We start from the raw sequence: 26406 nt of genomic DNA on the forward strand, positions 1-26406 counted from the left end.
TTGCGGGTGTTGCCCATGAGTTAAATACGCCGATAGGCAATGCCACCATGGCTTCATCCACGCTTAAAGACTTTGCCGAACGTATTCAGCAGCAACTTGCGACTGGTTCTGTTACCAAAAGTGGCCTAAAAGAGTTCCTTAATGACGCAATCATGGCCGCAGGTATTACCTCCCGTAATCTTGAAAAGGCATCGGAACTAATCACCAGTTTTAAGCAAGTGGCAACCGATCAGAGTAGTTCGCAAAGGCGGACGTTCTCGCTGAATGAGCTGTTTCATGAGATTCTGCTGACCTTGCATCCACAAACCAAGAAAAAAGCGATCAAGATAGAGCTCGATGTTGCCTCAGAAATCTCGCTTGATAGCTATCCGGGTCCGTTAGGACAGGTTTTAAGTAATTTGATTATGAACGCGTTCATTCATGGGTTCGAAGACCGTATGCAAGGGCGCATTCGAATATCCGCGATGAAAGAAGAGGATAAAGTTCAAATTACCTTGGAGGATGACGGCAAAGGGATCCCGGAGACTGCGTTACCCAAAATATTTGATCCTTTTTACACTACCAGACTGGGCCAAGGCGGGAGTGGTCTCGGGCTGCATATCTGCCACAACATTGTTGTTGATACCTTGGCTGGGAAAATTCGCGCTGAGTCCGAGGTTGGTCAAGGAACGCGGTTTCTTCTAACCTTGGCAGCGTGTGCACCAAGGTTAGAAGAAGTTTAAGAGTAGCGCTAAGTTTAAGAGCAGCGCTTAGTCGTACTTAGTTTGGTCCGGTTGTGTCCCTTTGCTCAACGTATTTTGAAGACGATCGAACCGCTTTTCACGTAATCTGCGCGAAGTAAGGTGTTGCCGCTGGATAATCCCTCTACTAGCAGAAACTCATTGTTGTTATCTAAGCCGATGACGCGCAGCAAGGAGGGCTTGTCTGCGCTCCATGTTGCAAGGGCTGTGACATCCTGTGTGGTGTTGTCCTTGTTCGTTGCAATCGCTTGGCAACGATCCTGCTCGCCAATTTCAAGCTCAATGGGCCCGCCGAATTGTCCTCCTAAACAAAGAACGTCTATCTTGCGTATATTGTTGGAAGGGGGTTCCGGGTTCACTGTTATGGTGGGAGAATTGCCAAGAACGCCATCCTGACTTGCTGTAATTACTGCCGTGCCGTCACTCAAAGCGTCTGCTTCGCCTTTACGGTCAATCGCGTTGCTGATGGCAAGAACGGAGCTGTTAGATGATGTCCAAACGACACTTTCGCTCAGATCGTTGGTTGAGCCATCGTTGTAATTGCCCAGTGCAAAGAAAGGCTCTGTTTCGCCAACGATGAGTGTTGTTTTGAATGTTGTAACATCGATCGAAACCAAGCTAGCGGTTTCTACCGAAATAGTGACGGAGTCACTAATACCATCAATCGAAGCGCTTATGTTGCTCGAACCGACAGCGAGCGCAGTCACGCGCCCCGGCGTGCGATTAGTCGCTGCATTTTCGACGGTGGCTACGGTCGTATTGCTTGAGCGCCAAAGCACCTCGTTGGTAATGATTTGTCTGTGTCCGTCTGAATAGGTGCCCGTCGCCTCGCACAAGGTTTGGTTGCCTAGTTGAAGTACATCATCTACACATGTAACGTCTAGCGAAACAAGGCTCGGTTCAAACACCGAAAGAACGCCCGAACTAGATAAACCATCAAAGTTTGCAGAGATTTCGACTTGTCCTGCGCTAAGCGTGGTCACTAGTCCCTTAGAGCCACCCGCATTGCTGACGGTGGCAATTTGCGTATTTGAACTTACCCAACTTGCAGAAGATGTGACATCCTCAATATGGTCACTAAATAACGCGACAGCGCTGTACTCTTGCCGCGTGCCCGCTTGTAAATCCAAGTTACGGGGAATGACGGCTAAGGATTCGAGTGTGGTGGCTGTTACTCTGGCAAGTGCGTTGCCGGTTATCCCTTCGTATTTGCCGGATATCGTGGCATTGCCTGCGCTGACCGCATTTACTCGACCAAAGGGGCCCATAGCGACGATGTTGCTGTCGCTCGACTGCCAAAATGTTTGATCGCTTACATCGTAGCGCCGGCCGTCAGAGAAGATAGCCGTCGCAGTGTATTGCTGTGTCGTACCCACTTGCATGCTATGCAGAAGCGGACTGATTTCCAACTCGCTGACGACAGCGTTGGTTACGATCGCTTCGCCGGCGCTTTGCTTTCCGTCGTAGGAGGCAATGATACTCGTCGTACCCAGACTAACACCGTACACCAATCCGCTGGCGTCCACTCTCGCAATAGCGGGATCGGCAGAGCTCCAATTCACGCGTGTTGTTAAGTCGCTAAGGCTTCCATCGCTATAGATGCCGGTTGCCGAATATGGCAATGCCGTGCCTGCACTAATGCTTGCTGTGATTGGTGTGACTTGAATCGACTCTAGAGTTGCTTCGGTAATCGTGACGAGCGAGCTTGCTGTCAACCCGCCAAAGCGCGCGAAAATTTTCGCATCGCCGGGCGCCTGAGCTTCACCAGCCCCCGCATTGTTGCCGGTCGATTCAATAAACGCAGAATTTGGATTGCTTGATAGCCAAAAAGCATCACGCGTCACGTCTATCGCTGAGTCGTCGTCATAGTATGCAGTGGCGGTCAATGTGCCCGTCGTGCCTGCAGCCACAGAAATATTAGCCGGCTCGATTGAAAGTGAGACGATTTCTACGGCGTCCACAGTCAGCTGAGCAGTTTGCGCAATGGTGACCGATGCAAAAGTGGCAGAGGCCACAATTGAGGCTGTTCCTTTTTTGATACCAAACGCGCGGCCTTTGCTGTTTGTGTCATTGCTTACCGAGGCCACCGTGCCATCCGACGAACTCCAGGTAACCAGATCGGTGACGTCAATCGTGTCGCCAGTGCTCAGCAGCACCGTAGCGCGATATTCTTCGCTGGTTTGAACGTTGATCGTCGCCTGTTCAGGAGTGATGCTCATCGCATCGATCGTTGCGTTGAGTACGCCCAGCTCTGCATTCCCAACAACACCACTAAGGGTCGCGGTGATCGGTGCGAGACCTTGCGATATGGCGTCTGTCAGGCCCGGACTTGCGATATCTGCAACGGCTGTATTGCCGCTTGCCCAGCTGGCATCGGCTGTGACATCTTGAGTGCGCCCACTGGCATACTCGGCTAGGGCTTGAAATGGGCGCTGCATACCGACAAGCGCAACTTGTTCGGCAGGTAGTAACTGAATGCGCACGAGCGTCTCATCGACCACCGACAGCGAGGCATTTGCGCTCAAGTCGTCAAGCGTTGCGGCCAGAGAGCTATTGCCCGTTGCAACTCCTGATGCTCGTCCCGCGGTGCTTACGGTTGCGATGCTGGTGTCGCTGCTTGTCCAGCTCGCTTGGCTCGTTACCTCTTCTCGTGTTTGCGCAACCGGGTCGACGAGAAAAGCCTGAAATGGCTGAGAAGTGCCAACGTTAATCTCTGCCTCGTTGGGGATGACCTCGAGGTAAGGAGCAACCTCGGGCGCGCCATTGTCGATGAACAGCGGGTCTTGACGAGAGCAGCCACTCATTAAAGTCAAAGCGGTGAAGAAAACCAAGAACATGCGCATGTTGATTACTCTCCCGATTGCGTTTCTGGTATGTAGAATTCGACGCTTATACGACGGTTACGCTTGCGTCCGAATTTGTTCTCATTGCCTGCAATGGGTTCTGACTGCCCTTTGCCGTCGGTTGTTATGCGCGCGGGATCGATGCCTCTTTCATCAAGAAAGTTTTTTGCTTCTTGAGCACGTTGCTCTGACAAGCGTTGATTGATTTCTTCTGGTCCCGTTGAGTCAGTGTGCCCCGTGATGTGGACATGATATTGAGGGTTTTTCTCTAGAAAACGCACGACAGGAAAATCTGGTCGATCAATCAAGTTCGTGACTTGGAACTTGGCGAACTCAAACGAAAGGTCGATGCTAAATAGTGGTTGAGGACAGCCGACCTCGTTTACCGGAACGTAGAGCAAGGTGTTGGGACATTGATCGACGGAGTTCATGACGCCGTCTCGATCATCGTCTCTATCTGGTTTTTCTTGGCCGAAGTGATAGGCCACGCCAACCAACAATGAGAGAGCAGATCGGTCTTCAATTTGTGAAACCTGATTGGCCTGAACGATCGTGCTAGTCACGTCGTACACATCATAGCGTGCACGAAGATCCAGTCCCCACGACTCGGTTAACGACCATAACAGACCGGCTTGTCCGGTGACGACGCCACTGCTGCCAGATTTGGCTTCCGCGGTGAAACCACTAACCGGTTCATCGTCCCAGCGCATCGACAGATAGCCAAGCCCCAAAGAAGCGTAGGGCGTGATTGCGCTTTGCTCTTCGATCCAGTCATAGCGGGCGCCGGCACCGAGTATCGTAAAGTGCCGATCACCCGGATTGAGATAAGTGCCTTCGACGTACAGGGAAAGCGGCTCTTCGAACGGTTGCGAGAAAAGGGCGCCAATGTTGAATGCTGCGCCCCAATCGTCTACGCCATTGATTTGGTTAATACCGCCTTGGCTGTCTACGCGGTCATCAATACTGAACTGCGCGCCTACATGCCCATAAAGTGACGTGAGTAAAGGAGGTTCTTTGGTCGTCTCTTCGTTGGCGTATGAGATGCTGGGCAGCGCTAAAAAAGCGGCAGAGAGCATAAGCGAAACGAGCCAGTGGGTCGAGTGCCCATGGTTTGGGTACGCGGATCTTTTGAAAAAGGGGGCTTGCATGGCATGGGTACCATTGAGTGTTTTATTTGCTTGAAAAACTAGCATTGGATCTATCGTTTGGTCAACGAAATTAGTTGGCGGATAGATATGGATATGGATATGGATATGGATATGGATGTGTGATCGTGTTTGCTTGGTTTTTAGCACTGTCTGAATGTTCGGTCTGAGTTTTCGGGCGGGGTGAGACTACCGATGCCCGACTCAACCTCAACTAGTTGGAATACTGCCTTAGAGACTGTTCATAGGTCAGCGTCCTACCTTGGTTTTTTTCTACTTCCAGCTTTGGCTTGGGTGCTCCGGGTTGATTCAACCAATAGGATTGCGCTTTTTTCGGATTTAATCTTGGAGCGCACTTTAGCTCTTTGTTATGGCTGAGTTTTTCAAGTGCATTATCTAGCCTGTTGGCTAGTGCGTTCATTGTTTCTTCAGGCGTGGTGAGATTGCTGAGCGCCTCAGGGATACTTTGCCACCAGGCAGGAGAGAGAGCTGGGTAATTTGGGACATTGGTGCCAGTGGGTGTCCAAAGCTCTCTTGCAGGGCTTTGATAAAACTCGACGAGCCCGCCGAGCGATTTTGATTTTTGGGTGAACGCGTCAGAGTGGATGTCAGATTTTCTGACGGGGGTTAGGCCTACTATGGTTTTCTTAAGTGACACCGTTTTGGAGACCACGAACTGTGCGTAAAGCCAAGCCGCAGCCAATCTATTGGGTGGTGTGTTTTTGAAAAACGTCCACGCCCCCGCGTCTTGATAGCCGAGCTTCATGCCTTTCTCCCAATACACCCCGCGAGGAGAAGGCGCCATACGCCACTTGGGTGTCCCGTCCGCATTGACGACCGCTGGAGAAAGCTTGGGATCAGTGAGCGCAGGGGTGAAGGCCGTATACCAAAAGATTTGTTGGGCAATTGTGCCATTTCCCGGAATCGCACCCGCTTGAGTGAAGTTCATGTTTCTTGCTTCAGGAGGGGCATACTTCTTTAGCCACTCTTGATACTTGCGCATGGCGTAGATGGCGGCAGGACTGTTAGCCGCACCGCCTCTCTCCACGCTCGCGCCAACAGGGTGGCAGTCTTCAACACGAATGCCCCATTCATCGACCGGAAGACCATTTGGCAGGCCCTTGTCGCCCGCTCCCGCCATGGAGAGCCAGGCATCAGAAAATCGCCATCCAATTGAGGGATCTTTTAAGCCATAGTCCATATGGCCATATATTTTGACACCGTTTATTTCTTTGACATGCTCTGTGAAAAACTCGGCGATATCCTCGTATGCCGACCAGTTCTCTGGCACGTTGAGTTCGTAACCATAAAGTTCATAGAATTTCGCTTTTAAGGCGTTATCACTAAACCAGTCATGGCGATACCAATACAAGTTTGCAAACTGTTGGTCGGGCAATTGATATAACTTGCCATCAGGCCCAGAGCTAAACTTTAGGCCAATGAAGTCATCAAGGTCTAGCGAAGGTAGCGTTACGCGCCTGCCTTGATCGGCCATGTAATCCGAGAGTGCAACAACCTTATCGTATCGATAGTGTGTGCCAATCAGGTCGCTGTCATTAATATAGCCGTCGTATAGGTTCAGCCCCATTTCCATTTGCGTGCTGAGTTTTTTGATTACATCGTCTTCGCCAGTCAGCTCATGTACGACTTTGATGCCCGTAATGTCATAGAAAGCTCGGCTCAAGGTATTTGCTTCGTACCAATGGGTGTCGATGCGTTCAGAAATAACGTGAATGGTCAGGTCTTGATAAGGTTTTGCCGCTTCGGCAAACCAGTTGAGTTCTCTCGTTTGCTCTTCAAGATTTAAGGTTGAAGGTTGGAACTCATTCAAAATCCAGCGTTTTATTTTTGCCTCATTGGCATAAAGATCGGCAGAAAAAAAGCCTATACATAAAATACAGAACAAGAGCTTAGCGCATAGCTGCTCTATGGTTTTGTGTCCGTGATGCGTTAGGTTCATCAAAAACGCTGGCTCGTATCAATGTCGAGTAAGAACTTTTCAGAGTAGGCTTGGTATATTTCCTCTATCGTTCCGTTCTCGTACAGTGTTTTCAGTTGCATCGTGAGCTCGTCAATAAGCTGGTCGTCTGTTTCTATATGGCAGGCTAGCCCGCGCAAGACCGTTAAGAACCAGAATTGGGGTTTTAACGCGATCCCTGTGACGTCTGAATGGTACGCGGCAACGAGTTCGTCTGTCGCCCATAATTCGGTTCGTCCTAAACGCAACTTCTCAATGTTTTGCTTTGCGCTGCCTGCGGCATCTACTTGCAAAGGTATTTTCGCCGTGTTGAGGTAATTTTCTAGTCCACTTCCACTCAACGTGCCAATTCGGTAGGAAGCAAGCTGTTCAAGTACCGTGACTTCTATCGGACTTGATTGCAAAGAAAAAATGGTGGATTTGGTGACTAACAAGGGGCTGACCCACTTGTAAATAGTCTCTCGTTCTTGCGTTCGTTGCAGCGGGAAAACACAGTGCTGTGGTCTTTCGTCGACGATTTTTATTGCGCGCTTTAAAGGCACAATTTTTAGCTCGTACTCTATGTTTGATCTTTTGAAGAGCTGCTCAATAATGTCGATGGCAATCCCGCCTTCGCCGTTCTGGTAGGCAAAAGGATGTGATTCGGGTGCGAGAAGCGTTAGATTTTCGCGGGCAAACACGCTCGAAGCGAGAGCGGTAAAAAGGGAAAATAGAACAACGCGATAACGCTTATTCATTCAGACCTCTACGTTTAGGCTGCACAATAGGAGCATCCATTCCTTAGAATCTAGCACATAACGGCTACTTTTACATTTCAGAGTACTTGCAGCAGTGAGGTGTCGAATCAGGAAAACCGGCCACCTTATTCTAAACGCATTTTACCTTCGACCTTTTCAAAGGAGTATTTCACCACCTGTACAGTCGTGGCGACCATCACCCCAGTCAACATCATGCCAACAAGCGCAAGGCATAAGGCGATGATGCGGCCGACAATGGTTTGTGGAGAGATGTCGCCATAGCCGACAGTCATACCGGTCACTAGCGTAAAATAAAGTGCATCACCATAAGACAGCTTTTCAGTGTGCGAAATCGCTAACGCGCCAAGAAAAAACAGGCCGATAAAAGACAGATAAATCGATTTCAGCTGCCATGTTACGCGCGCAAAATATCTAAGGAATAGCTTGAACATGTTTCTCCTTGTCTCTTCTGAAAAAGAGCATGAGTGAGTTGATGATTGAGAATGACATAGCGATGTATACGGCGACCATGATCAGCTGCAATATACGAATGTAAACCGTATTGCTGGCGTCGGAGCTTGAATACCCGAACGCCCCGCTAAGCACGACGATGATCGTCGACATCGCGATACCAAATAGAACGCCTTTCGTGTTCTTGAGAAACACTTGTTGGGAGAAAAAGAGCCATACCGAACTCATTAAAAGAATAAAAAACACAAAGGAGGGTACCGCCACAAGTGCGTTGTAGATAACGATGCCAAATGCGCCACCAATCAGGTTGCCTGTGACTAAGCCCAAACCTGTTTTTACCCCAGTTTCGAATTCGGTGTTTTGGGACAAGATAGACACGAAGACCAGCATCAAAATTGCGTCACTGCGGTTTCCCAAGTAGATATACAAAAGTAGTGGTAATACCACCACGGTGCTTTTAACAGCCGAAGCGACGTCGCCGTGCGGTTTTTTCTCTCGATTCTGGCTTGCAGTGATCGTCCCGCCGGGGACGAGTGCGTAGGCAATATAGGCGATGGTTAATGCGACGGCAGTAGAAAAGATCAGTGCAAGTACAGCCTCATAAGCGAGTGTCATGGATTGCAGGCCTAGCATCGGAATGACGGTGAAGCCAATGAGCATCATGATAATCAAGACAGGCGCTGCTCCGCGTGTTCCCAGGTAGTAGATACGGAGTAGGATCAAGGTGAGGGTCATCATGAACGCAGAGGGATACTGAAGCAGCACGAGTGCAAGCAGCAGCCCTCCGAACATTGAAATCGAAATGATCACGAGTAACCCCATGCCTTCACTAAGAGAAAGATAGGGCTTGTCAGTCGACAGTAATTTGCCGACGAGTAGCACGCTCAAAAAGGAAATTGGCCATGCAATACCAAACGCAATCGCGGTTGCCAGTGTTAAACCTAAGGCAAAGCGCAATGCTTTTATGTCACTGATTTCCCAATGCTTTAGTATGCCCGACACGGATATTCCCTATGTGCTTGGTGTCAATAAATATAGGAGAGCGTTGTAATCACTCTGATCCAGAGCTTACCCAAAACATTCAGAATCCAGTTATCACTCGCATAGATAATAATGTCCGCTTGTCCCCCTTCTCTTTGTAAACCGGCACTACTTGCGTCACGAAACTTGATGATGACGGGAAAGCGCTGCGGGTCGCGTAGCCAGCCAGAGTTGGTGGAGATGCTTGCAAGCTCGCCTTGCTTTTCGTTGCGGTTCCACTTTACGCCGTAGCTGATGCTGTCAACGACGCCTTCGAATATCTTTCCTGGAGCGCTGTCCAGCGCGATCTGTACAGGATTTCCGGGCTGTAAATTACCAAGGTTATTCTCGCGTAGGTACGCCTCTATCCAGACATCTTTGATGGAGATAAGGCTCACCAGTCGCGCGCCTGGCGACGCGTACTGGCCGACTTCCAGCTTCATGTTGCTGACAACACCGTCGGCAGGTGCAACGACGCTCGAGTATGTGAGATTCAGGCGTGCTTGCTCGAGTTTGGCCAATGCCTGTTTGAATTTCGTGTTCTGATCGCCCTGCTGGCCAAAACGGTTTTTTACCTCTTCTAGGTTTGCCTCAGCGCGTGCAATGCCTGCTTTTGCCTCTTCTGCTTTTGCAAAGGCGATATCGGCATCTCGCTCGGCGATGGCTCCGCTTTTTGCGATCGTTGCTGCGCGCATCGCGTCTTTATATGCGGTTTCGTATCGTACCTTGGCTTCGACAACACTCGCTTCTGCCGCGAGAATGCCTTTCTCATCACCTCCAATCTGCTGTTCGGCGTCTTCGAGTGCGGCTTCTGCTTCTGCGATCGCAATCAAAAAGGGCTCTTCCTCAATCTCAAAAAGGATATCGCCCTTGTTGACAAGTTGATTCGATGTGACATGAATGGCCTCAATCTTTCCGGCCACCTCGGATGAAATTTCAACAACGTATCCTCGCACTCTAGCCTGACTCGTCGACGGTGTTAGTCGGTCTGCGAACAGGCTCCAGATGGCGAAGATAAAACACAAGGCAAGAAAGCACAGTGTAATCTTCCGCATCTTGTTGCCGGGATCTTGCGCTTCCTCTTGCATCGCTATCGTTTCGGGGCGAGGGGCTTCGGTTTGCTCTGAAGAACCACTCTCCGGATTATTGTCTGACATATTTGTGTCTCAGTGTTCTCGTGGATCGCTATTCGGCTTGTTTTGCTTCGTTGGCTTTTTCGCTCAAATCATCGTTAATCCATACTTGTATGAGTGTATAACCCAGGGCCAACACGACGGCGCCAGTGAAGAGGCCGACAATTCCTGAGAAAATCATTCCGCCGATTGCGCCAACGAGTATAACCAGCATCGGAACATCCACTCCGCGGCCTAAAAGGAGCGGTTTTAAGAAGGTATCACTAAACCCGACGAGCAAGAGGTAGATCGAAAAGATAATGGCGCTTGTCGAATCGGCGACCGAAAACACATAAAAAATGATCGGTGCAATGGCGATAATTGGGGGTAGCTGCACAATAGCGAGTATCAATATAGCCAGCGCCCATATGCCTGCCGCGGGAACATCCATTAAGAGCAGCGCAGGTGCAGCCAATGCCGCTTGAATAATGGCAATTCCGATCACGCCTTGCGCAACGCTGCGAATAGTCGCGATGGAAAGGTTAACGATATCCTCGCCCTGTTTTTTGGTAAGGCGTTCTGTGATCTTGATGGATGCGGATTTGATCGGCCCGGCGTTGACCATCAAAACAGCCGACAAGATGATGGAAGCAATGAACAGCAGTAAGGTTAAGCCCGTGTTCGTGCTCATGGTAAAGACCCATTTGCCGATTTCTTTAATTTGTGGTTTAAAGTGCTCGGCTGCGTCCTTGATGCTGCGATTGAACATATCCCATGTGGTATAGACCTTCTCTCCAATCAACGGCCAATCAGCAACGGACTCTGAGGGTGCAGGAATGTTTATTTCACCTTTTGCGTAATTTTCAGAGATTTGCGTTCCGGTATCGATCATCGAGGAAGAAAGCATGGCCATCGGTGCAATAATGATCGCGAGCAATGCGATGCTGATCAGCGTTGCTGCGAAGCCTTTACCTCTACCTGTTTTATTCTTAATTAGAATGCAGGCGGGATAGAGCGCTACGGCAAGAATTCCGCCCCACAGTATGAGTGATATAAACGGTTTGATTATCTGAAAGCACCAAAACAGCATTAAGCCCAGCAAGCTGATTTTTATGGCTGATTCAATTACTCCTTTGACCAATAGGTCGTGCTGACCTTTTTCGTCATTTGTATTCATCGCTGTCTCCCTTGGTGTGCTCGGCTTGTTGACCACTATTATTTTCGTTGATGTTCTCTTTGCGCAGCTGCGAGTGACGCAATCTTAATTGGTGCGCTGCGGTAAATTGTTTGTTTGCATTTACGGCTAGTAACAGCATTGTGAGACTCACTCCGTAAGGGATGATGAGCATGCCGTCAAAAGCACCGATAGTCAGTAGTATGTCGTGTATTACTGTGAATAAAAACACCGAAATGGTGATTAGGTTAATCTGTATTTCCAAGCTCGTTAGTGCGTGGTTGTGTTTGCTCACATAAGCATGATGAAGCGCGAACACGCTTGCGATGATCAGTGCAGGAAATGGAATGCTCGTTCCGAATTGAACGGTATCGCCAGTTTCTCCGAGGGCAATCACTAATAAGGCTATCAGTATGCTTGCTACCAGTAAGCCCTGTATCGGTTTGTTTAACCAGCCGTTGATTTCGAAGCATCGAAATTGCATGAGTACCGCCAGCCATAAGGCACTATCGGCTATTTTGTGGGTATACAACATGGGAAGATTGATCAGGCCGGCTCCACCATTCATGCACAATGCAAAAATAGACCAGCAAATGCACGATCCAAGGAAATTGAATGCAAAGCGGCTATTTGTGCTAACGAGCAAGCTAAAGGCAATCGCACCAATTGCCAGCATCACAAACGGCAGACTAGAGCCAATGGAAATAAACAATAATTTGTCAAAACTCGGTGTATTTACAACACTTGGAAAGGTGTTGAATCGAGCAAAATAAGGGGAGTACGACGTCACTTCCCATCGAAGGGTCGAACCGTAAAGCTCAGAGCATCGTAATTGAGGGGCGCTGTAAATTTTCTCTGAGCTTTGGAAGTCTGTTCGGCCATAGCTCGCTCGAAGAATGTTATCTACAAAAATCTGATGTGTGCCGTGAATGACAACTGGGAAGTTTATCCAGTGATTGTCAGACCCGCATTGCGATAGAAGCGTATCACTGACCGCGACGAAGTGGGGATGTGCTTCGTCAGTCCATTCCGTGAGTATTTCCCAATTATGATCGTCTTCTGGTGTTGAATTGATGCCGAGCATTGCACTGAGAAGCAGCAGCAGGCTCGTCGCGAATTCACCTAATCCCATACCGCGTTCGCTGCATCATGGAGGTCAGGGAACTCCCCAGCATGGCTAGGAAAGTGGGCCCACTGTACGGTTTGATCTGGCGCCACTAAAAAGCTTGCGTGTGTCTGCCAGCGTGTACCCGAAGCATCTCGATTGTAAATGCCTTGGGGTAGCAAACTCACTAGGCTCATCACCATTTTAGGATTCGCGAGGTGAAAGATGTTTGAGTATCCAACACCCCATTCGCCATAGAGCCGGCGCTCTTCATCAATGTATATATTCAGTTCGGGAGACAGTTCAAACTTGTTCAGCCACGCTTGAGCCACGTCGGCTTCACCATGACAAATGGCAACGCAATGAAGTTCTGAGTGTTCGTCTGCAAGTTCAGAGAGGTCTTTTAACATCGCCTCTGCAAACGGGCAGCCTGTGTGTCGCAAGAATACAACTAGGCTAAATTGCTCATGCGAGGCAAGTCCATCGGGCACGGTGTCGCCGATATTAAGTCTCTCGGATACGGCTTGTTGTTTTGGTTTTGATAATCCGATAAACGGCATGTTCGCTCTCTGCTTAAGTTGCCTGTGCGTAGGGTGTGTGCATTATGGTTTCGCTACATCACCGTTAAGGTCGCGCACTTCCACGTTTACCTCAAATCCCTCTCGAACGCTTTGGGTGACGACACAAAACTCTTCAAATTGCGCTAAGACTTTGTCGATATGCGGCAGGTTTTCGTAGGCGTTACCTAATTGTAGCGTAACATCGGTTTTCTTGACGCGTAAACGCCCATTAACGCGATGCATACTGAGCTCTGCCTGTGCCGAAAGCGCTCCCGGGTCGCCTTTAAACTTTCGTACGGCGAACATCAAACTGGCGGCCAGACAATTCGCGATGGATGCAGCAAGCAAATGCGAGGGGTTTGGGCCTTCGCCTTGGCCGAGTGGTTCCGGTTCATCGGTGATGATTTTGCCAAAGTCACCAAAGTCGATTTCAAATACATAGTTATCGAGCAGTTTCAGACCGAGGTGAACGGTTGTTTGCGCGTTATCACTAGAAGCCATTGGTTGATCTCAAGTTTTTATTTTATCGTCTTATATGAACAAGTCTTCATCTGCTTGGCAAGTATTTCAAGGCCAATGACCTAAACTTATAGGATTAACCTCAAGCCCTGTTGGGTTCATAGATATCGGATACAAGTGGATGTCGGATTTAAACCAGCTAATAAGCAATGCTCGCATCAATGAGGCGATTGCTCGCAACTTGTTTGAGATCGAAACGGAGATAATGAACATTACCCGTTGTTCTGATTTCTTTGAGCAGTTGCTCATCATGGTCCGCGAGAAATTTTCGATTGAGCATGCTTGGATTGCGGTTGCTGATATACCGGCCAATGCGCATTTAATAGAAAGTTTAGAGCAGATTGATACGAGTGAACCTATTTTCAGAAAAGTCGCGATGATCGATTTTCTGCAAATTACACAGAGTACAAAGCAGCCTTTGTTGAAGAATGAGCGAATGCCGCAATTTCGGGCGATGATTCCCAAATCGGTGTTGCCGCTTTTGCAGTCTATCGCGATTTTACCGCTTATTTTGGAGAAAAAGGTCGTGGGTGCGCTGGTGCTGGGTTCGCCAGACAAAGAGCGCTACTCGCCAGATAAAGACCATTTTTTCTTGCAGCAGTTGGCTGTAAAGGTGTCTTTATCGCTCATCGGTGTTTGGGCTAGAGAAAGGGTGAGCTTTTTGGCAACACGCGATCCGCTAACGCATCTCCGAAATCGTCGTGAGCTGGAAGAAAGCCTAGACCAAGAATTAAGTCGTCATCAGCGTCAGCGCGAGCACTTGGCATTGATGTTTATTGATTGTGATGATTTCAAGTTGGTGAACGACACATACGGGCACGAAATGGGCGATGTTTATTTGAAACATGTCGCGCATTTGCTAATGGAAATGACCCGCAAGAGCGACCTTGTGTTTCGTTTTGCGGGAGATGAATTTGTGATTCTTCTGCCCAATCAAAAGCAGGAAGGGGCCGAGATTATTGCTGGCAGGATCAAGGAGCAGCTTGAAGCTGTTCCGCTGCGCGCCGATGGTCAAGATGTGCCAGTTAAAGTTAGTTATGGTGTTGTTTCTACCGAAGCGATTCGCAGCTTCGACTCGAAAGCGCTGTTGAAAGCGTCAGATCAAAAGCTCTATGAGATGAAAGCACTAAAACCAAAAACAAAGCGCGCTGCTCATGAGCAGTCTGCTTAATTCGGTTATGGATTCACGCATTAACAATTACGCGATTGCCGATATTGAATGGGAGTTTGTTTCGTCCAACGCTTAAAACTGCGAAAAAAACATCGCTCATCTTGATAGCCCAGGTTGTGCGCGATCTCAGTGGTTGAAAGCTGTGTTTGCGTAAGAAAGTTCATAGCACGCTCTTCTCTGGCGGCATCTACGAGTGCTCGATAACTTACGCTGTCGCGCGCTAAATGCCTTTGTAAGTTTCGCTCTGACATAGAAAACTCCTGTGCGATCAGTTCTTTGCTCGCGATACCCAGCTGTAAGTGTGCGCGAATTGAGCGCAAGACCTGTTCACTAAAAGACTCACCTTCGAGATGTAAACGCGAAAGCTCGGTTCGTGCTTTGCCTTCCAGAGCCTGACCATCCATGCCCAGATTCTTGGAATTGTGTTTGCTGCGTAGGGGCAATTCTAAGTGCTTGTTGTTCAGCTCAATGCTATTGCGAGTTTGTCCAAACAAAACAGGGCATTCAAAGACTCGTTGGTATTGTGCGAGTACGTCGGCATTCGGAGCATTGCGTTGTAAATACACCTTTCGAGCTCGAGTTCGGCTATTGGTTAGCCATCGCGCATACAGTGTCCAGCTTGCGAGCACATTATCAATCATATGGGGGACAACCTCGGGGCTCGTGTAGTTGCATTGCCATGTGAGCGAAATCGCGTCGCTTGAACGCTCTATCTGTGTTGTTCCCATATCGCCAACAAGGCGCTCAAACAGCGGAATGCGTTCAATGGCGTCGCCGATGGTTTTGCTGCTCTCTGCGATCGTGCCTAATAAGCTGTATGAATGGGTTTGAACGTACAATGCGCTGCTTAACCCCAGGCTAGGGTCGTTGGCTATTTCTATGAGGCCTTCGAGAAAAGCCTGGAATTGCTCCCCCGTGATACGGCCCTCATCGGATTGTTGAATGTTTTGGACTAGCCCAAGTTTCTGCAGGAGAAACCTTGTCTCAAGCTTTTTTGCTTCTGCATAGCGGAGGTACTGTTTTAGCGCTGCGATGGAGGCAAAACCTAAGTGCTTCAAAGGACTCTCGCAAATAATGTTGGTTGTCCGAAAATGTCAGTGCTATTTTAGCGTAAGAATTTATGATGCGAACATCATGATTGAAACTAATTGTAGATAGGTGAACAAAATGCGACGTTGGAACGGCTGGGGTGATGAAGAAAACAAGATGGATTTGCCTGAAACAGGAGATGCGTTTTTAGCTGAGCATGTCGGTCAGGCGAGCCCTTTACCCGATGCAAGTTTAGAGTCTGTTTTGGCGCAAGTGCCCGAATCACGCTTGCCTGAACATTCACTTATCTCAAAAGACCCGGAAGTCCGTTTGCGACATGCGCGAGGGCAAAGCCTACCGGACTGGCTCGCGATGCGCAGTGGTCAGTTTGAATGTTTTCCTGACGGTGTGGCGTTTCCCGAAACGAAAGACGAAGTGGCAGAGCTGGTGCGTTTTGCCTACGACAACGACATTGTATTGATTCCTTATGGTGGCGGCACGAGTGTCGCGGGGCATATCAACCCGTTTACGTCTGACAAGCCGATCCTGACGCTTGCGCTTACTCGGATGTGTCGTCTGCTTGATATTGACGACGCCAGCTTAATCGCCAATTTTGGCGCTGGCACGCCGGGGCCCCTTGTTGAATCACAATTGCGCGCCAAGGGTTATACCCTCGGGCACTACCCGCAGAGCTTCGAGCTTTCTACCGTTGGAGGTTGGGTGGCAAGTCGTTCCAGTGGCCAGCAGTCTTTGCGGTATGGACGCATTGAGCAGATGTTTGCCGGCGGTAGTATTGAGACACCGAAAGGGCGTTTGGATATCCCGACGATTCCTGCATCGTCAGCCGGTCCCGATGTGCGCGAGATGATTCTCGGTTCGGAAGGTCGAATGGGCGTGATTAGCGAGGTCAAAGTACGAGTGACACCTTTACCCACGCAAGAAGACTTTTATGTCTTGTTCTTTCCATCTTGGGAGCAGGCAAAGGCCGCTGCCAGGCATCTTGTGCAATCTAAAGTTCAGTTATCCATGCTTCGTCTGAGCAATGCTATTGAAACGACCACTCAATTGGCGCTTGCCGGTCATCCTGGTCAAATTACCTTGCTTGAAAAATATCTAGCGTGGCGCGGTGCCGGCGAGGGTAAATGCATGATGACGCTTGGTATCACAGGTTTGCCTGATCAGTGCCGCTCGGCTCACCGCTTGATGAAACGCCTTACTCGACCTTTGGGTGGCGTTTATACGGGCAACTTCCTTGGAAAGAAATGGGCACAAAAGCGCTTTACCATGCCTTATCTCAGAGAAGCGTTGTGGGAGAAGGGATACGTTGTCGATACGCTCGAAACGTCGACAGACTGGAGCAACGTAAATCATCTACTGAATACCATGGAAGACAATTTACGGACAGGCCTGGCCGACAAAGGCGAGAAAGTGCACGTGTTTACCCACCTATCGCATTTCTATTCACAAGGCTCCAGCATTTATACCACCTACGTCTTTCGTGCTGCGGACAGTTACGAAGAGACGCTGGCACGTTGGCATAAACTGAAAACGACCACCTCCGAGTTGATTGTGAACAATGGCGGTACCATTAGTCATCAGCATGGCGTGGGTAAAGACCATGCGCCTTACCTCCCGACTGAAAAAGGTGCGCTTGCGATGAGCATGATCGAGCGCTTGTGTTCGCACATGGACGAAAAAGGTCTGCTGAATCCAGGTACCTTGTTAGTCGATGTGAAGCAGCAAGCGCAGTCGCCGCAAACGAAGTCCAAGGCCTAGCATGATTGCTGCGAACTGGACGCCCGGATGGCGCGCTGAACAGATCAGGGCGCTAAAGGCGGGTGATACTGAATTTGACCTGATCGTGATTGGCGGCGGTATCACTGGAGCTGGTGTATATCGTGAAGCCTGTGCAAGAGGATTGACCGTTCTGTTGGTTGATCAGAAAGACTTTGCTTGGGGTACATCTTCCCGGTCTTCAAAAATGGTGCATGGCGGTTTGCGCTATCTTGGCAAAGGTCAGTTTGGGCTCGCCAAGGATTCTGTTACCGAACGCCAGAACCTAATGGAACAGCTGCAAGGTCTTGTTGATCCTTTGCCCTTTTTGATGGGGCATTACAAAGGCGGGTTTCCCGGCCCTTGGGTGTTCGATAAGTTATTGGCGATTTACGATTTTTTTGCGGGTAAAAAGTACCGCAAGTTTATAGAAAGCCATGTTCAGGATTATTGGGCGCCCGGAGTGCGGAGCGAAGACTTGCTTGGGGTAACCCACTTTATGGATGCCGTTACCGACGACGCACGGCTCGTTATGCGTGTGTTGGACGATGGCAACCGCCTCGGCGGAACGGCGCTAAATTATCTTAAGGCCACAGATCTGCTTCGTGATGCATCTGGCGTAACAAGTGGTGTGTGTTTGCAAGATGATAGTTCGGGGGACACTTTTCATGTGCGCTCGAGGGCTGTAGTGAATGCTTCTGGTGCATGGACGGATGAGCTTCGTCAGAAGTTGGGGCATAAAAAACACATCCGTCCTCTGCGGGGTAGCCACTTGGTTGTGCCGTTCTGGCGCTTGCCGGTTTCTTTTTCAGTGAGTTTTTTCCACCCTGAAGATAAACGGCCAGTGTTTGTTTTTCCGTGGGAGGGACAAACGGTGATTGGCACGACAGATCTTGATCATAAGCCTGAGTTGAATCAGGAAGCGCATATTCATGCCGATGAGCTAAGGTATTTGCTGGATGCAGCCAATTACCAGTTTTCAAAAGCAGAACTGACGGCGTCAGATGTGACTGCTTCTTGGTCAGGGGTTCGACCGGTGGTGGTGGATGGCTATGACAGTTCGAGCGATGACAGTGATCCTGAACAAGCGACGCCTTCCGATGAAAAGCGAGAACACATGATTTGGGATGACCAGGGCTGCGTCAGTATTGCTGGCGGAAAGCTGACGACGTTTCGTTTACTTGCGCTAGAGGTGCTGCGAGCGGCTCAGCCTTATTTATCAGATAAGCTTAGTCAGCGAGATTTGACCGAGACAAGCGATTTCGAGCCGCAAACGTTGCCAGACTCGCTGCGCTTGAGTGCGTCGGTGCAGCGGCGTTTAATCGGGCGATACGGGGCACGTGTGCATGCTCTTTTGAAGAGTGCAGAACAGAGCGATCTGAGGCACCTTGGCACTAGCGAAACGTTGTTGCAGGAGTTGCGTTGGGCTTGTCGCAATGAGTGCGTTACGCATTTGGACGATTTGTTGTTGCGTCGGGTTCGTATCGGGATGCTGCAACCGAACGGTGCACGTGCTCTGATTCAGCCGCTTGCTGAGCTTCTGCGAAGGGAGTTGGGTTGGTCTTCCGAGCGCTGGCAAGACGAGTGGCAGCGTTATATGGGTATTGTTCAGCGTTACTATAGTGTGCCGCTCGCTTCGTCCTCGGGGGGGCGCCATGACTGAACAGACGCTTCTGGCGATTGATAACGGAACGCAATCGGTACGAGCCTTGCTCTTCGACAAGTCGGGTAACTTGCTTGCCAAGGGCAAGCGTGAGATTGAACCCTATTTTTCCGAGCACCCGGGTTGGGCCGAGCAGCAACCCAAGGTGTATTGGGATGCCATGCTCGACGCTTGTGCGCAGCTATGGGATGACATGGATCAGCAAGGTCTCGCACGCTCGAGCATTGCGGGAGTCTCTGTGACGACTCAGCGCGGCACGATGGTTAACGTCGATCAATCGGGCGAGCCTTTGCGTCCAGCCATTACGTGGCTTGATCAGCGCAATTCTGAGCCTTTAGGGCATCTTCCCAAGGCCTATGAATTATTGTTTCGAGTTGCCGGTGCGCGAGATTTAGTAGAGCGCTACCAGCAACGAGCTCAGTATCTTTGGATCGCGTCTCGGCAACCGGATGTTTGGGAAAGGACATATAAATACCTTAATATTTCAGGTTTTTTAAACTTTCGTTTGTGTGGCGAATACGTCGACTCTGTCGCTTCACAAGTGGCTTATCTGCCTTTTGATTACAAAGCATTGAAGTGGGCGCCCGAGCGTGACTGGAGATATAAACTCCTTCCGGGATTTAGTACCAAGATGTTTCCAAAGCTTTATCGTCCAGCAACCAAAATGGGCGAGATTACAGAGGAGGCGTCTCGGCTGACGGGTATTCCCTCTGGTTTGCCGTTGATGGCTTCTGCTTCTGATAAGTCGTGCGAGATTCTAGGTTCTGGCGGGCATACGAACGATGTCGCGTGTATGAGTTACGGTACAACGGCGACGATCAATACCACAAGTAAACGGTATGTTGAGCCCATGCGATTTATGCCCGCTTATCCGTCTGCAATTCCTGATCACTATTGCTCGGAAATTATGATCTTTCGTGGTTTTTGGATGGTTAGCTGGTTTAAGCAAGAGTTTGGTTTGCGAGAGCAGCGTATCGCCGAAGCAGAGAATGTCAGCCCTGAAAGTTTGTTTGATGAGCTTGTTAATACGGTTCCGCCCGGTTCTATGGGCTTGATGCTACAGCCTTATTGGACGCCTGGGGTGAGAGATCCAGGCCCTGAGGCGAAGGGCGGAATTATTGGCTTTGGTGATGTGCATACTCGTGCGCATGTTTATCGCGCCATTCTCGAAGGTCTTGCTTACGGCTTGCGAGACGGGCTTGAACGGCTTCAACAACGCAATAAGCAGCAAGTGCGTCTTCTGCGCGTATCGGGAGGAGGGTCTCAAAGTGACGCTGCTTTGCAGCTCACGGCAGATATTTTTGGTTTGCCCGTTGAACGGCCTCATACCTATGAAACCTCCGGCTTGGGTGCGGCGATGGACACAGCGGTTGCACTTGGGTGGTATCCAGACTGTGAAGCGGCGATTAAGAGTATGACGCGTGTTGGTAAAAGGTTTGAGCCAGATCAGCAGGTACACAAAGTGTACGACCGATTATACAAAGAGGTGTATTTGAAGATGTACAAACAGTTGCAGCCTTTGTACCGGTCTATTCAAGATATCACTGGTTATCCCGAGAAGTAGCTTGGATAAAATTGATGCATCCAAAACGAAAAAACGCTCCAGTCGATGTTGCGTCGAGCGTGGAGCGTTCTTAAATAATTGAGGATCAAATAACTCGAAAAAGAGCGAAGCGTCTCGCGAGACGCTTCGCTGAATCGGGATACTTCATTTAATCCACAATTGAATTTTAATGCTCCGAAACTCTATAGAGTAGAGGCTTTCGGTAAGCAGTTTCGTAGCAATGTTACCGTTTTGTTTCAGTCTGTTTCGTACTGCTCTATTGCTGATCAGTGATAGGCAAGTCGCGTTATAGTGCATGCCCAGCCCGTGCTTATGCTGTCTGTTCCCAAGGTGATACCGCAATGGCTTGTCGTGTTTCACAATTCTGAATTTGGGCATGATTGAACTGGATTAGTTGCTCCAACTCTGCTGTTTTCGCTCCGGAATCAATAAAGCAAATCGCGCATGCGACAGAGACAGAAATAAAGCCTGCCGATGTTTTAAAGGCTTGTTTGTCTAGCCCTTGGTGAATCCTGCGATAAGTCGATAGGTTGCAATCGTTGCTATCCTTAAAATGCGCGATGATGGCAAACTCGTCACGTGTAAGGCGGCATACCTCATCAAGAGGGCGCACTAGGCTCTTAATCTTTTTCGCCACTTGAGTGCCAAGCTCATTACAGACGACATTTCGGTATTCGCTAGCAATCTGATCCCAGTTTTGGATCTGAAGCGTCATATAGCTGGTCGCGCCACCTCTTGCATCGGCATGCTTTTGTACTCTTGTGACTGCATCGCAAGCATGAGCGGTGTTGCCTAAACCGGTTGCTTCATCACGACCCTTCAATGCAAGCAGTTTGTTGACTTCTTGCTGCATCGTCGCATTGCGTTTTTGAGCGTGATTAAGGGCTGCGCTCGTGCGAAGGCCAGCTTTAACCCGAGGGATAAGTTGTTGATTCAGCTCTGACTTCAGAATGAAATCATCCATGCCATTTTCCAGAGCATGGTTTAGAGAGTCATTCCCGTCTTTAGCCGTAATCAATAAGCAGTACGTAAAATGATGGTCAGAGTCAATTTCGCGAACATTTTGGCAAAGTTCAATGCCGTCCATGTCGGGCATAAGCCAGTCGGCGATGAGTAGATCGCAAGCGCGATTTTTCAGCAGCTCAATGGCATCGCGTGAGTGATTAGCAGTGCGTACATCTTTGAAGCCTGCGTTTGTGAGCCGCTTGGCAACCAGCGCGGCACTAAACTTCGCATCATCAACGATAAGAATCGATTGTTCGGACATTCTAGCGTTCCTTTATTGTCTGCTACACAGTGCGACAAACCGATTGACATTCCCCGCAATCCGCATCTTGTGTAGACTTGTTAAATCCCTAAGTTTTTCTAATTGTTCTTCAGATTATAACGGAGTTTAACATGCCATCTTTCGATACGGTCTCAGAAGTCGATATGCATGAGGTCACAAATGCTATTGATCAAGCAAAACGTGAACTGGGTAATCGCTGGGATTTTAAAAATGTTGATGCTGACATCGTGCTCGAAAACGGACGACTAACGTTTTCTGCTGAACAGGATTTTCAACTTGAGCAGTTGATCGAGATTACACAAATGGCGCTTTCAAAGCGCAAAGTCGATGCTCGGGCGATGGTGGAAGCCGGCGACAGTAAAGCGGGTAAGTTGGTAAAGAGAACGTTTGAACTCAAACAGGGCATCGATTCTTTGACTGCCAAGAAGATGGTTAAGATGGTCAAGGAATCCAAAATAAAGGTTCAGGCGGCCATTCAAGGCGAAAAAGTACGAATTACAGGTAAGAAGAGGGATGACTTACAGCAGGTCATGACGCTGTTTCGAGAATCTGATCTCGACATGCCTCTTCAGTACAACAATTTTAGAGATTAGTGTGGTTAGTTCAGTTGTTTCGACAGGCTAGCTTTTTTGTCGCTTAAGAGAGGGATCTCACCCTCTCTATTATTAGAAGAATAAAACTATGCTGCATGCGCACTCGGATTGGCGGCAATCACTGCAGTCCTTCAAGCACCCCAGAGTTCTGTCGATGCTGTTTTTCGGCTTTTCTGCTGGTGTACCGCTACTACTTATTTTCTCCTCTTTATCTTTGTGGCTGAGGGAGGCTGGCGTTGAACGTTCGACAGTGACGTACTTCAGCTGGGCTGCGCTAGCGTACTCATTTAAGTTTTTGTGGGCCCCCTTGATTGATCGCCTCCCATTGCCGTTGTTGACGAGAGTGCTGGGACGAAGGAGGGCATGGCTGTTAGTGTCGCAAGTGGCTGTGATGTTGGCGATTGCGTTGATTGCCATGATTAATCCAGTTGAGGAGAACGCACTGAACGTAATGGCGCTTGCTGTTGTGCTCCTGGGATTCTCGTCTGCAACGCAAGATATTGTCATTGATGCCTATCGCATAGAGTCTGTTGGGGTCGATTTACAAGCATTGATGTCGTCGACGTATATCGCAGGCTATCGAATAGGTATGCTCGTTTCTGGTGCGGGCGCGCTGGTTTTGGCGAGTCACTTTGGATCTGCGCCAGACGCATATTCTTACGAAGCCTGGCGTTTAACCTATTTCGCTATGTCATTGGTAATGCTCGTCGGGCTGTTGACCACATTGCTTGTATCCGAACCTACATCTTCGGTTAGTTTGCATCAATACTCTTCCGGTCAATATCTGCGCTTTCTTTGTTTGTTCGTGCTGAGTGTCGCTTTGTTTGTACTTTTGTATGCAGTTGGGTCAGAAGCGGCACAAGACTTCAAAACAGAATTAACGTTTAGGCTCGACAATGCGCCTCTCGCTAACTTTCTTATTGAGGCGGCGCGTTTGCTGGGCGGACTCGTAACGGTTGCCTTGTTCATTCGATTAGTTTCGTTTACGCCGCTCTACGAAAAACAGTTGATTCACGATTCTTATGTTGAGCCTGTACAGGAGTTCTTTCAGCGTTACGGTGTTCGTCTTGCACTGTTGTTGTTGGTTTTTGTGGGCTTCTATCGCATTTCGGATATCGTCTTGGGAGTTATTTCAAACGTCTTTTTTCAGGATATGGGGTTTACTAAGACGGAAATAGCCAGTGTGGTAAAAACGTTTGGTTTGTTTATGACGATCGCGGGTGGCTTCTTGGGTGGGGTTTTGTCTGTTCGGTATGGTGTTATTCGTATGCTTTATGCCGGAGCGATATTGACGGTGCTAACGAATCTTTTGTTTATGCTGCTTGCTCAGGCAGGGCACAATATCGAACTGTTGTATCTTGTGATCTCGGCCGATAACTTGACGGCGGGTCTTGCAAGCGCTGCATTCATAGCGTTTTTGTCGAGCTTGACTAATGTGTCGTTTACGGCGGTTCAGTATGCCGTGTTTAGTTCGTTGATGACCTTGCTACCAAAAGTCATTGGTGGATACTCAGGAAGCATGGTTGATAATCTCGGTTACTCGAACTTCTTTTTGATCGCGAGTTGCATGGGGCTGCCGGTACTATTACTTATATACGGTATACAGCGCCACGCTGAGTTTAGAGGAGCTTAGAGCTTATTCTTTAGGCAGCGTTGAGCGATTTTCCTCAATGCAAGGTAAGGTGTAGGTAGTGCTTCGAACGGCGCAGGCGCTGCGGTGATGAGCTTGTTGTTTGATGACAAACCGAATATCGCATCGTTCGCTGCTGCACCTTGGTTGATTTTAGCGACGTGGCACAGCTGCTGAGTAAAGCTTAGATGTAGCATAAGCTCTCCTTGATCAAGCTTAGAAAATCTTTGTCAGCGATTGGGCGACAATAGTGATAGCCCTGTACTAAATCGCAATTCATGTTCTGCAAAAGTACCGCCATTTCATGGTTTTCAACGCCTTCTGCGACTACCTCGATACCCAAAGCATGAACCATATCGATAATGCCTTTTACGAGTGTTCGGTCTTCTGCAGATTCGGGGATTTCATCGATGAAACTCTTGTCGATCTTCAATACTTCTATGGGTAGCTTGCGCAGGTAGCTAAGCGAAGAATAACCTGTGCCAAAATCATCGATTGCCGTGCGTATACCGAGGCGCTTGAGTTCATTGAGCGTCGAGACCGCAAGCTCAATATCATCCATGATGGCCGTTTCAGTTACTTCGAGCTCAAGCATAGATGGCAGTGTCTTCACTTCTCTAAGGACTTCGGCGACATGCTCTTGTAGCAGTCCACGTTGAAAGTGTTTGGCCGAAATATTTAATGCTAGGACAAAGTCGCTATCCAGATGGGGCATCCACTCTTTTAGATATTCGCAGCACTTGCGAATAACCCATTGAGTTATAGGAATGATTTGACTACTTTCTTCTGCGATGGGAATGAACTCCATCGGACTGCGGAAGCTTCCGTCGTTCATTCGCCACCGAATGAGCGCTTCTGCGCCTTTTATCGTACCTGACTCTAGGCAAATTTTTGGTTGGAAGAATAGCTCAAACTGATCTTGTTCCAGTGCTTGATTTATCTCGTTGCGGATTCGCAAGCGGTGTTCGCACTGGGAGGATGACGAAGCATCGTAAAGCTGATAAATGTTCGATCCTTGTTTTTTCGCCTGGGTCATTGCGAGATTCGCATAGGTGATAAGGCGGTCTGGATCTTCTCCATGGTCTTGCATGCTGGCGATGCCAATGCTCACGCTCATGTAAATATCTTGCTTTCCAATATGGTAGGGGGCGCTGAAGCAGCTCAAAATTCGCTCAGAATATGTATGTGCCTCGTGCAAACCATGCTGGCGCGTTAAGATTGCAACAAACTCATCCCCGCCGTGGCGGGTCAACGTAGCGTTTCGCGGCAGTTTACTTTCCATTCTGCGAGCAACTTCAATGAGGAGAGAGTCTCCAACGCTATGGCCAAGCGAGTCATTCACATCTTTGAATCCGTCGAGATCGATGAACATGACGATGACATCGTTTCGGGATTGTCGCGATTCTTCAACAGACTTACGTAGTCTAGCCAAAAGAGACCTGCGGTTTGGCAGGCCGGTTAGGAAGTCATGAAATGTGCGATGCTCCGCTTCTTTTTCCTTTAACTTTAAGGCACTGACGTCTCTAAAACTCCATACTTGGCCGACGATTTCATTGTCGTGCCAATGCGCCTTGGAATGCGCCTCAATCCAACGGCCATCTTTCGTAGTTATTTCAATGTTGATGCTGTGCTCTGGTTCTTCTGTCGACTTGCGCAGCGCGACGCCGAATCGAGTGTTTTCGTTTACAACGGTTTCTGTATGTTCGATAAAATCGTTAACGTGCGCCAAGCCCGCATTGAATGTGTTCATGCGGAACATTTTATTGAAATTTGGATTAGTGAGTCGTATTGAGCCGTTGGTGTCGATTAAAAACAGCCCGTCATACGTTGAGCTTAAGCTAGTTTGTAATAGGGAGTAGGATTCTTGCAGCGCTGTTTTGGTGGTTTGCAGCTCACGAATTTGTGCTGCGAGCTCTGCATTTCGTTGCTCCAACTCAGCTTGATTATCGCGGATTGTTGCCTCTAGCTCTCGCTTGTCTGCATCCGATCGATCAAAAGCCTCACTTACGGCCTCTATTAAAGGTGTTAACTTGGTGTTTCGCTCATCTAGGTGCTGCTTTATCTGTGAACGTATAAGACTTTGATGAGTCATATTGAGATCCCGAGTACCCGTTTTGTAAGTGTTCTAATTTTGCATGTTTTGCTTGCAACAGGCGTTAAATGCTTTTGGCTCTGTGGCCTACTGCGCTGCGAGCAATGCTCTATCACCACCGGTAGGCGGTTTAATGCATCACGCAAAATTGATCGTTATATACTTACTGTAGCTAAGATTCTCGCTCGGATTGTAAAGA

At 48.9% G+C, this 26406-nt stretch carries 22 protein-coding genes; 7 read left to right on the top strand and 15 right to left on the bottom strand.

What is annotated here, in order from left to right:
- Positions 1 to 722 (top strand): sensor histidine kinase (locus tag A3750_RS14995; RefSeq protein WP_197475064.1); only part of this gene is annotated, 722 nt, incomplete at its 5' end.
- Positions 723 to 787: 65 nt separating this feature from the next.
- On the opposite strand, the gene A3750_RS15000 is transcribed toward A3750_RS14995, so the two are convergent.
- From A3750_RS15000 to A3750_RS15050, 11 genes are all read right to left on the bottom strand, one after another.
- Positions 788 to 3583, bottom strand: coding sequence for an Ig-like domain-containing protein (locus tag A3750_RS15000; protein WP_068466152.1), 2796 nt, complete (start codon positions 3581 to 3583; stop codon positions 788 to 790).
- Between the two features lie 5 nt (positions 3584 to 3588).
- Positions 3589 to 4776 carry an OmpA family protein gene (locus A3750_RS15005; protein WP_068452461.1) on the bottom strand — a complete coding sequence of 396 codons (1188 nt, stop codon included), beginning with the start codon at positions 4774 to 4776 and terminating at the stop codon, positions 3589 to 3591.
- Positions 4777 to 4942: 166 nt separating this feature from the next.
- Positions 4943 to 6688, bottom strand: a complete 1746-nt coding sequence (locus tag A3750_RS15010) for an ABC transporter substrate-binding protein (RefSeq protein ID WP_197466167.1) — start codon at positions 6686 to 6688, stop codon at positions 4943 to 4945.
- Positions 6688 to 7443 (bottom strand): ABC transporter substrate-binding protein, encoded by a 756-nt coding sequence (locus A3750_RS15015; protein ID WP_068452458.1) that lies wholly within the window; start codon positions 7441 to 7443, stop codon positions 6688 to 6690. The genes A3750_RS15010 and A3750_RS15015 overlap by 1 nt, the downstream gene beginning before the upstream one ends.
- A gap of 125 nt (positions 7444 to 7568) precedes the next feature.
- Positions 7569 to 7895: a potassium channel family protein gene (locus A3750_RS15020; RefSeq protein WP_068452455.1), complete on the bottom strand. Its 327-nt coding sequence runs from the start codon at positions 7893 to 7895 to the stop codon at positions 7569 to 7571.
- Positions 7876 to 8916, bottom strand: coding sequence for a DUF2955 domain-containing protein (locus A3750_RS15025; protein ID WP_068465139.1), 1041 nt, complete (start codon positions 8914 to 8916; stop codon positions 7876 to 7878). The genes A3750_RS15020 and A3750_RS15025 overlap by 20 nt, the downstream gene beginning before the upstream one ends.
- A gap of 23 nt (positions 8917 to 8939) precedes the next feature.
- Complete coding sequence (locus A3750_RS15030) at positions 8940 to 10091, bottom strand: HlyD family secretion protein (protein WP_068548405.1); 1152 nt, start codon at positions 10089 to 10091, stop codon at positions 8940 to 8942.
- Positions 10092 to 10119: 28 nt separating this feature from the next.
- Positions 10120 to 11223, bottom strand: a complete 1104-nt coding sequence (locus tag A3750_RS15035) for an AI-2E family transporter (RefSeq protein ID WP_068452448.1) — start codon at positions 11221 to 11223, stop codon at positions 10120 to 10122.
- Positions 11210 to 12352, bottom strand: coding sequence for a hypothetical protein (locus tag A3750_RS15040; protein ID WP_068548406.1), 1143 nt, complete (start codon positions 12350 to 12352; stop codon positions 11210 to 11212). Before A3750_RS15040 ends, A3750_RS15035 begins: the two co-directional genes overlap by 14 nt.
- Positions 12343 to 12885: an AhpC/TSA family protein gene (locus A3750_RS15045; protein WP_068452442.1), complete on the bottom strand. Its 543-nt coding sequence runs from the start codon at positions 12883 to 12885 to the stop codon at positions 12343 to 12345. The genes A3750_RS15040 and A3750_RS15045 overlap by 10 nt, the downstream gene beginning before the upstream one ends.
- Positions 12886 to 12927: 42 nt before the next feature.
- Positions 12928 to 13386, bottom strand: a complete 459-nt coding sequence (locus A3750_RS15050) for an OsmC family protein (protein ID WP_068548407.1) — start codon at positions 13384 to 13386, stop codon at positions 12928 to 12930.
- A 139-nt stretch (positions 13387 to 13525) separates the two neighbouring features.
- On the opposite strand from A3750_RS15050, the gene A3750_RS15055 reads away from it, so the two are divergent.
- The gene (locus A3750_RS15055; protein ID WP_068548408.1) at positions 13526 to 14575 is read left to right on the top strand and encodes a DUF484 family protein; all 1050 of its coding nucleotides are present in this window, start codon (positions 13526 to 13528) and stop codon (positions 14573 to 14575) included.
- A gap of 20 nt (positions 14576 to 14595) precedes the next feature.
- On the opposite strand, the gene A3750_RS15060 is transcribed toward A3750_RS15055, so the two are convergent.
- Positions 14596 to 15633, bottom strand: coding sequence for an AraC family transcriptional regulator (locus tag A3750_RS15060; RefSeq protein ID WP_068548409.1), 1038 nt, complete (start codon positions 15631 to 15633; stop codon positions 14596 to 14598).
- A 109-nt stretch (positions 15634 to 15742) separates the two neighbouring features.
- Between A3750_RS15060 and A3750_RS15065 the strand changes: the two genes are divergently transcribed.
- From A3750_RS15065 to A3750_RS15075, 3 genes are read left to right on the top strand one after another with little or no spacing between them, the layout of a single operon-like run.
- A complete protein-coding gene (locus A3750_RS15065) occupies positions 15743 to 17380 on the top strand; it encodes an FAD-binding oxidoreductase (RefSeq protein WP_068452430.1) in 1638 nt (545 codons plus the stop codon).
- 1 nt (position 17381) lies between these two features.
- Complete coding sequence (locus tag A3750_RS15070; protein WP_068548410.1) at positions 17382 to 19040, top strand: glycerol-3-phosphate dehydrogenase/oxidase; 1659 nt, start codon at positions 17382 to 17384, stop codon at positions 19038 to 19040.
- Complete coding sequence (locus tag A3750_RS15075) at positions 19033 to 20604, top strand: FGGY-family carbohydrate kinase (RefSeq protein ID WP_068548411.1); 1572 nt, start codon at positions 19033 to 19035, stop codon at positions 20602 to 20604. The genes A3750_RS15070 and A3750_RS15075 overlap by 8 nt, the downstream gene beginning before the upstream one ends.
- Before the next feature lie 310 nt (positions 20605 to 20914).
- Here A3750_RS15075 and A3750_RS15080 read toward each other — a convergent pair whose 3' ends face one another.
- Positions 20915 to 21871: a response regulator gene (locus tag A3750_RS15080; protein WP_068452421.1), complete on the bottom strand. Its 957-nt coding sequence runs from the start codon at positions 21869 to 21871 to the stop codon at positions 20915 to 20917.
- A 131-nt stretch (positions 21872 to 22002) separates the two neighbouring features.
- On the opposite strand from A3750_RS15080, the gene A3750_RS15085 reads away from it, so the two are divergent.
- Together A3750_RS15085 and A3750_RS15090 are read left to right on the top strand one after the other, a co-directional pair.
- Positions 22003 to 22485, top strand: coding sequence for a YajQ family cyclic di-GMP-binding protein (locus A3750_RS15085; protein WP_068452418.1), 483 nt, complete (start codon positions 22003 to 22005; stop codon positions 22483 to 22485).
- An 88-nt stretch (positions 22486 to 22573) separates the two neighbouring features.
- Complete coding sequence (locus A3750_RS15090) at positions 22574 to 24118, top strand: MFS transporter (protein ID WP_068452416.1); 1545 nt, start codon at positions 22574 to 22576, stop codon at positions 24116 to 24118.
- Here A3750_RS15090 and A3750_RS15095 read toward each other — a convergent pair.
- Both A3750_RS15095 and A3750_RS15100 read right to left on the bottom strand, forming a co-directional pair.
- Positions 24115 to 24312: a hypothetical protein gene (locus tag A3750_RS15095; RefSeq protein ID WP_068452413.1), complete on the bottom strand. Its 198-nt coding sequence runs from the start codon at positions 24310 to 24312 to the stop codon at positions 24115 to 24117. The two genes, A3750_RS15090 and A3750_RS15095, sit on opposite strands and share 4 nt — an antisense overlap.
- Positions 24300 to 26207 (bottom strand): bifunctional diguanylate cyclase/phosphodiesterase, encoded by a 1908-nt coding sequence (locus A3750_RS15100; protein WP_068452410.1) that lies wholly within the window; start codon positions 26205 to 26207, stop codon positions 24300 to 24302. Before A3750_RS15100 ends, A3750_RS15095 begins: the two co-directional genes overlap by 13 nt.
- Positions 26208 to 26406 lie beyond the last annotated feature (199 nt).

The organism is Oleiphilus sp. HI0079, from assembly GCF_001635105.1.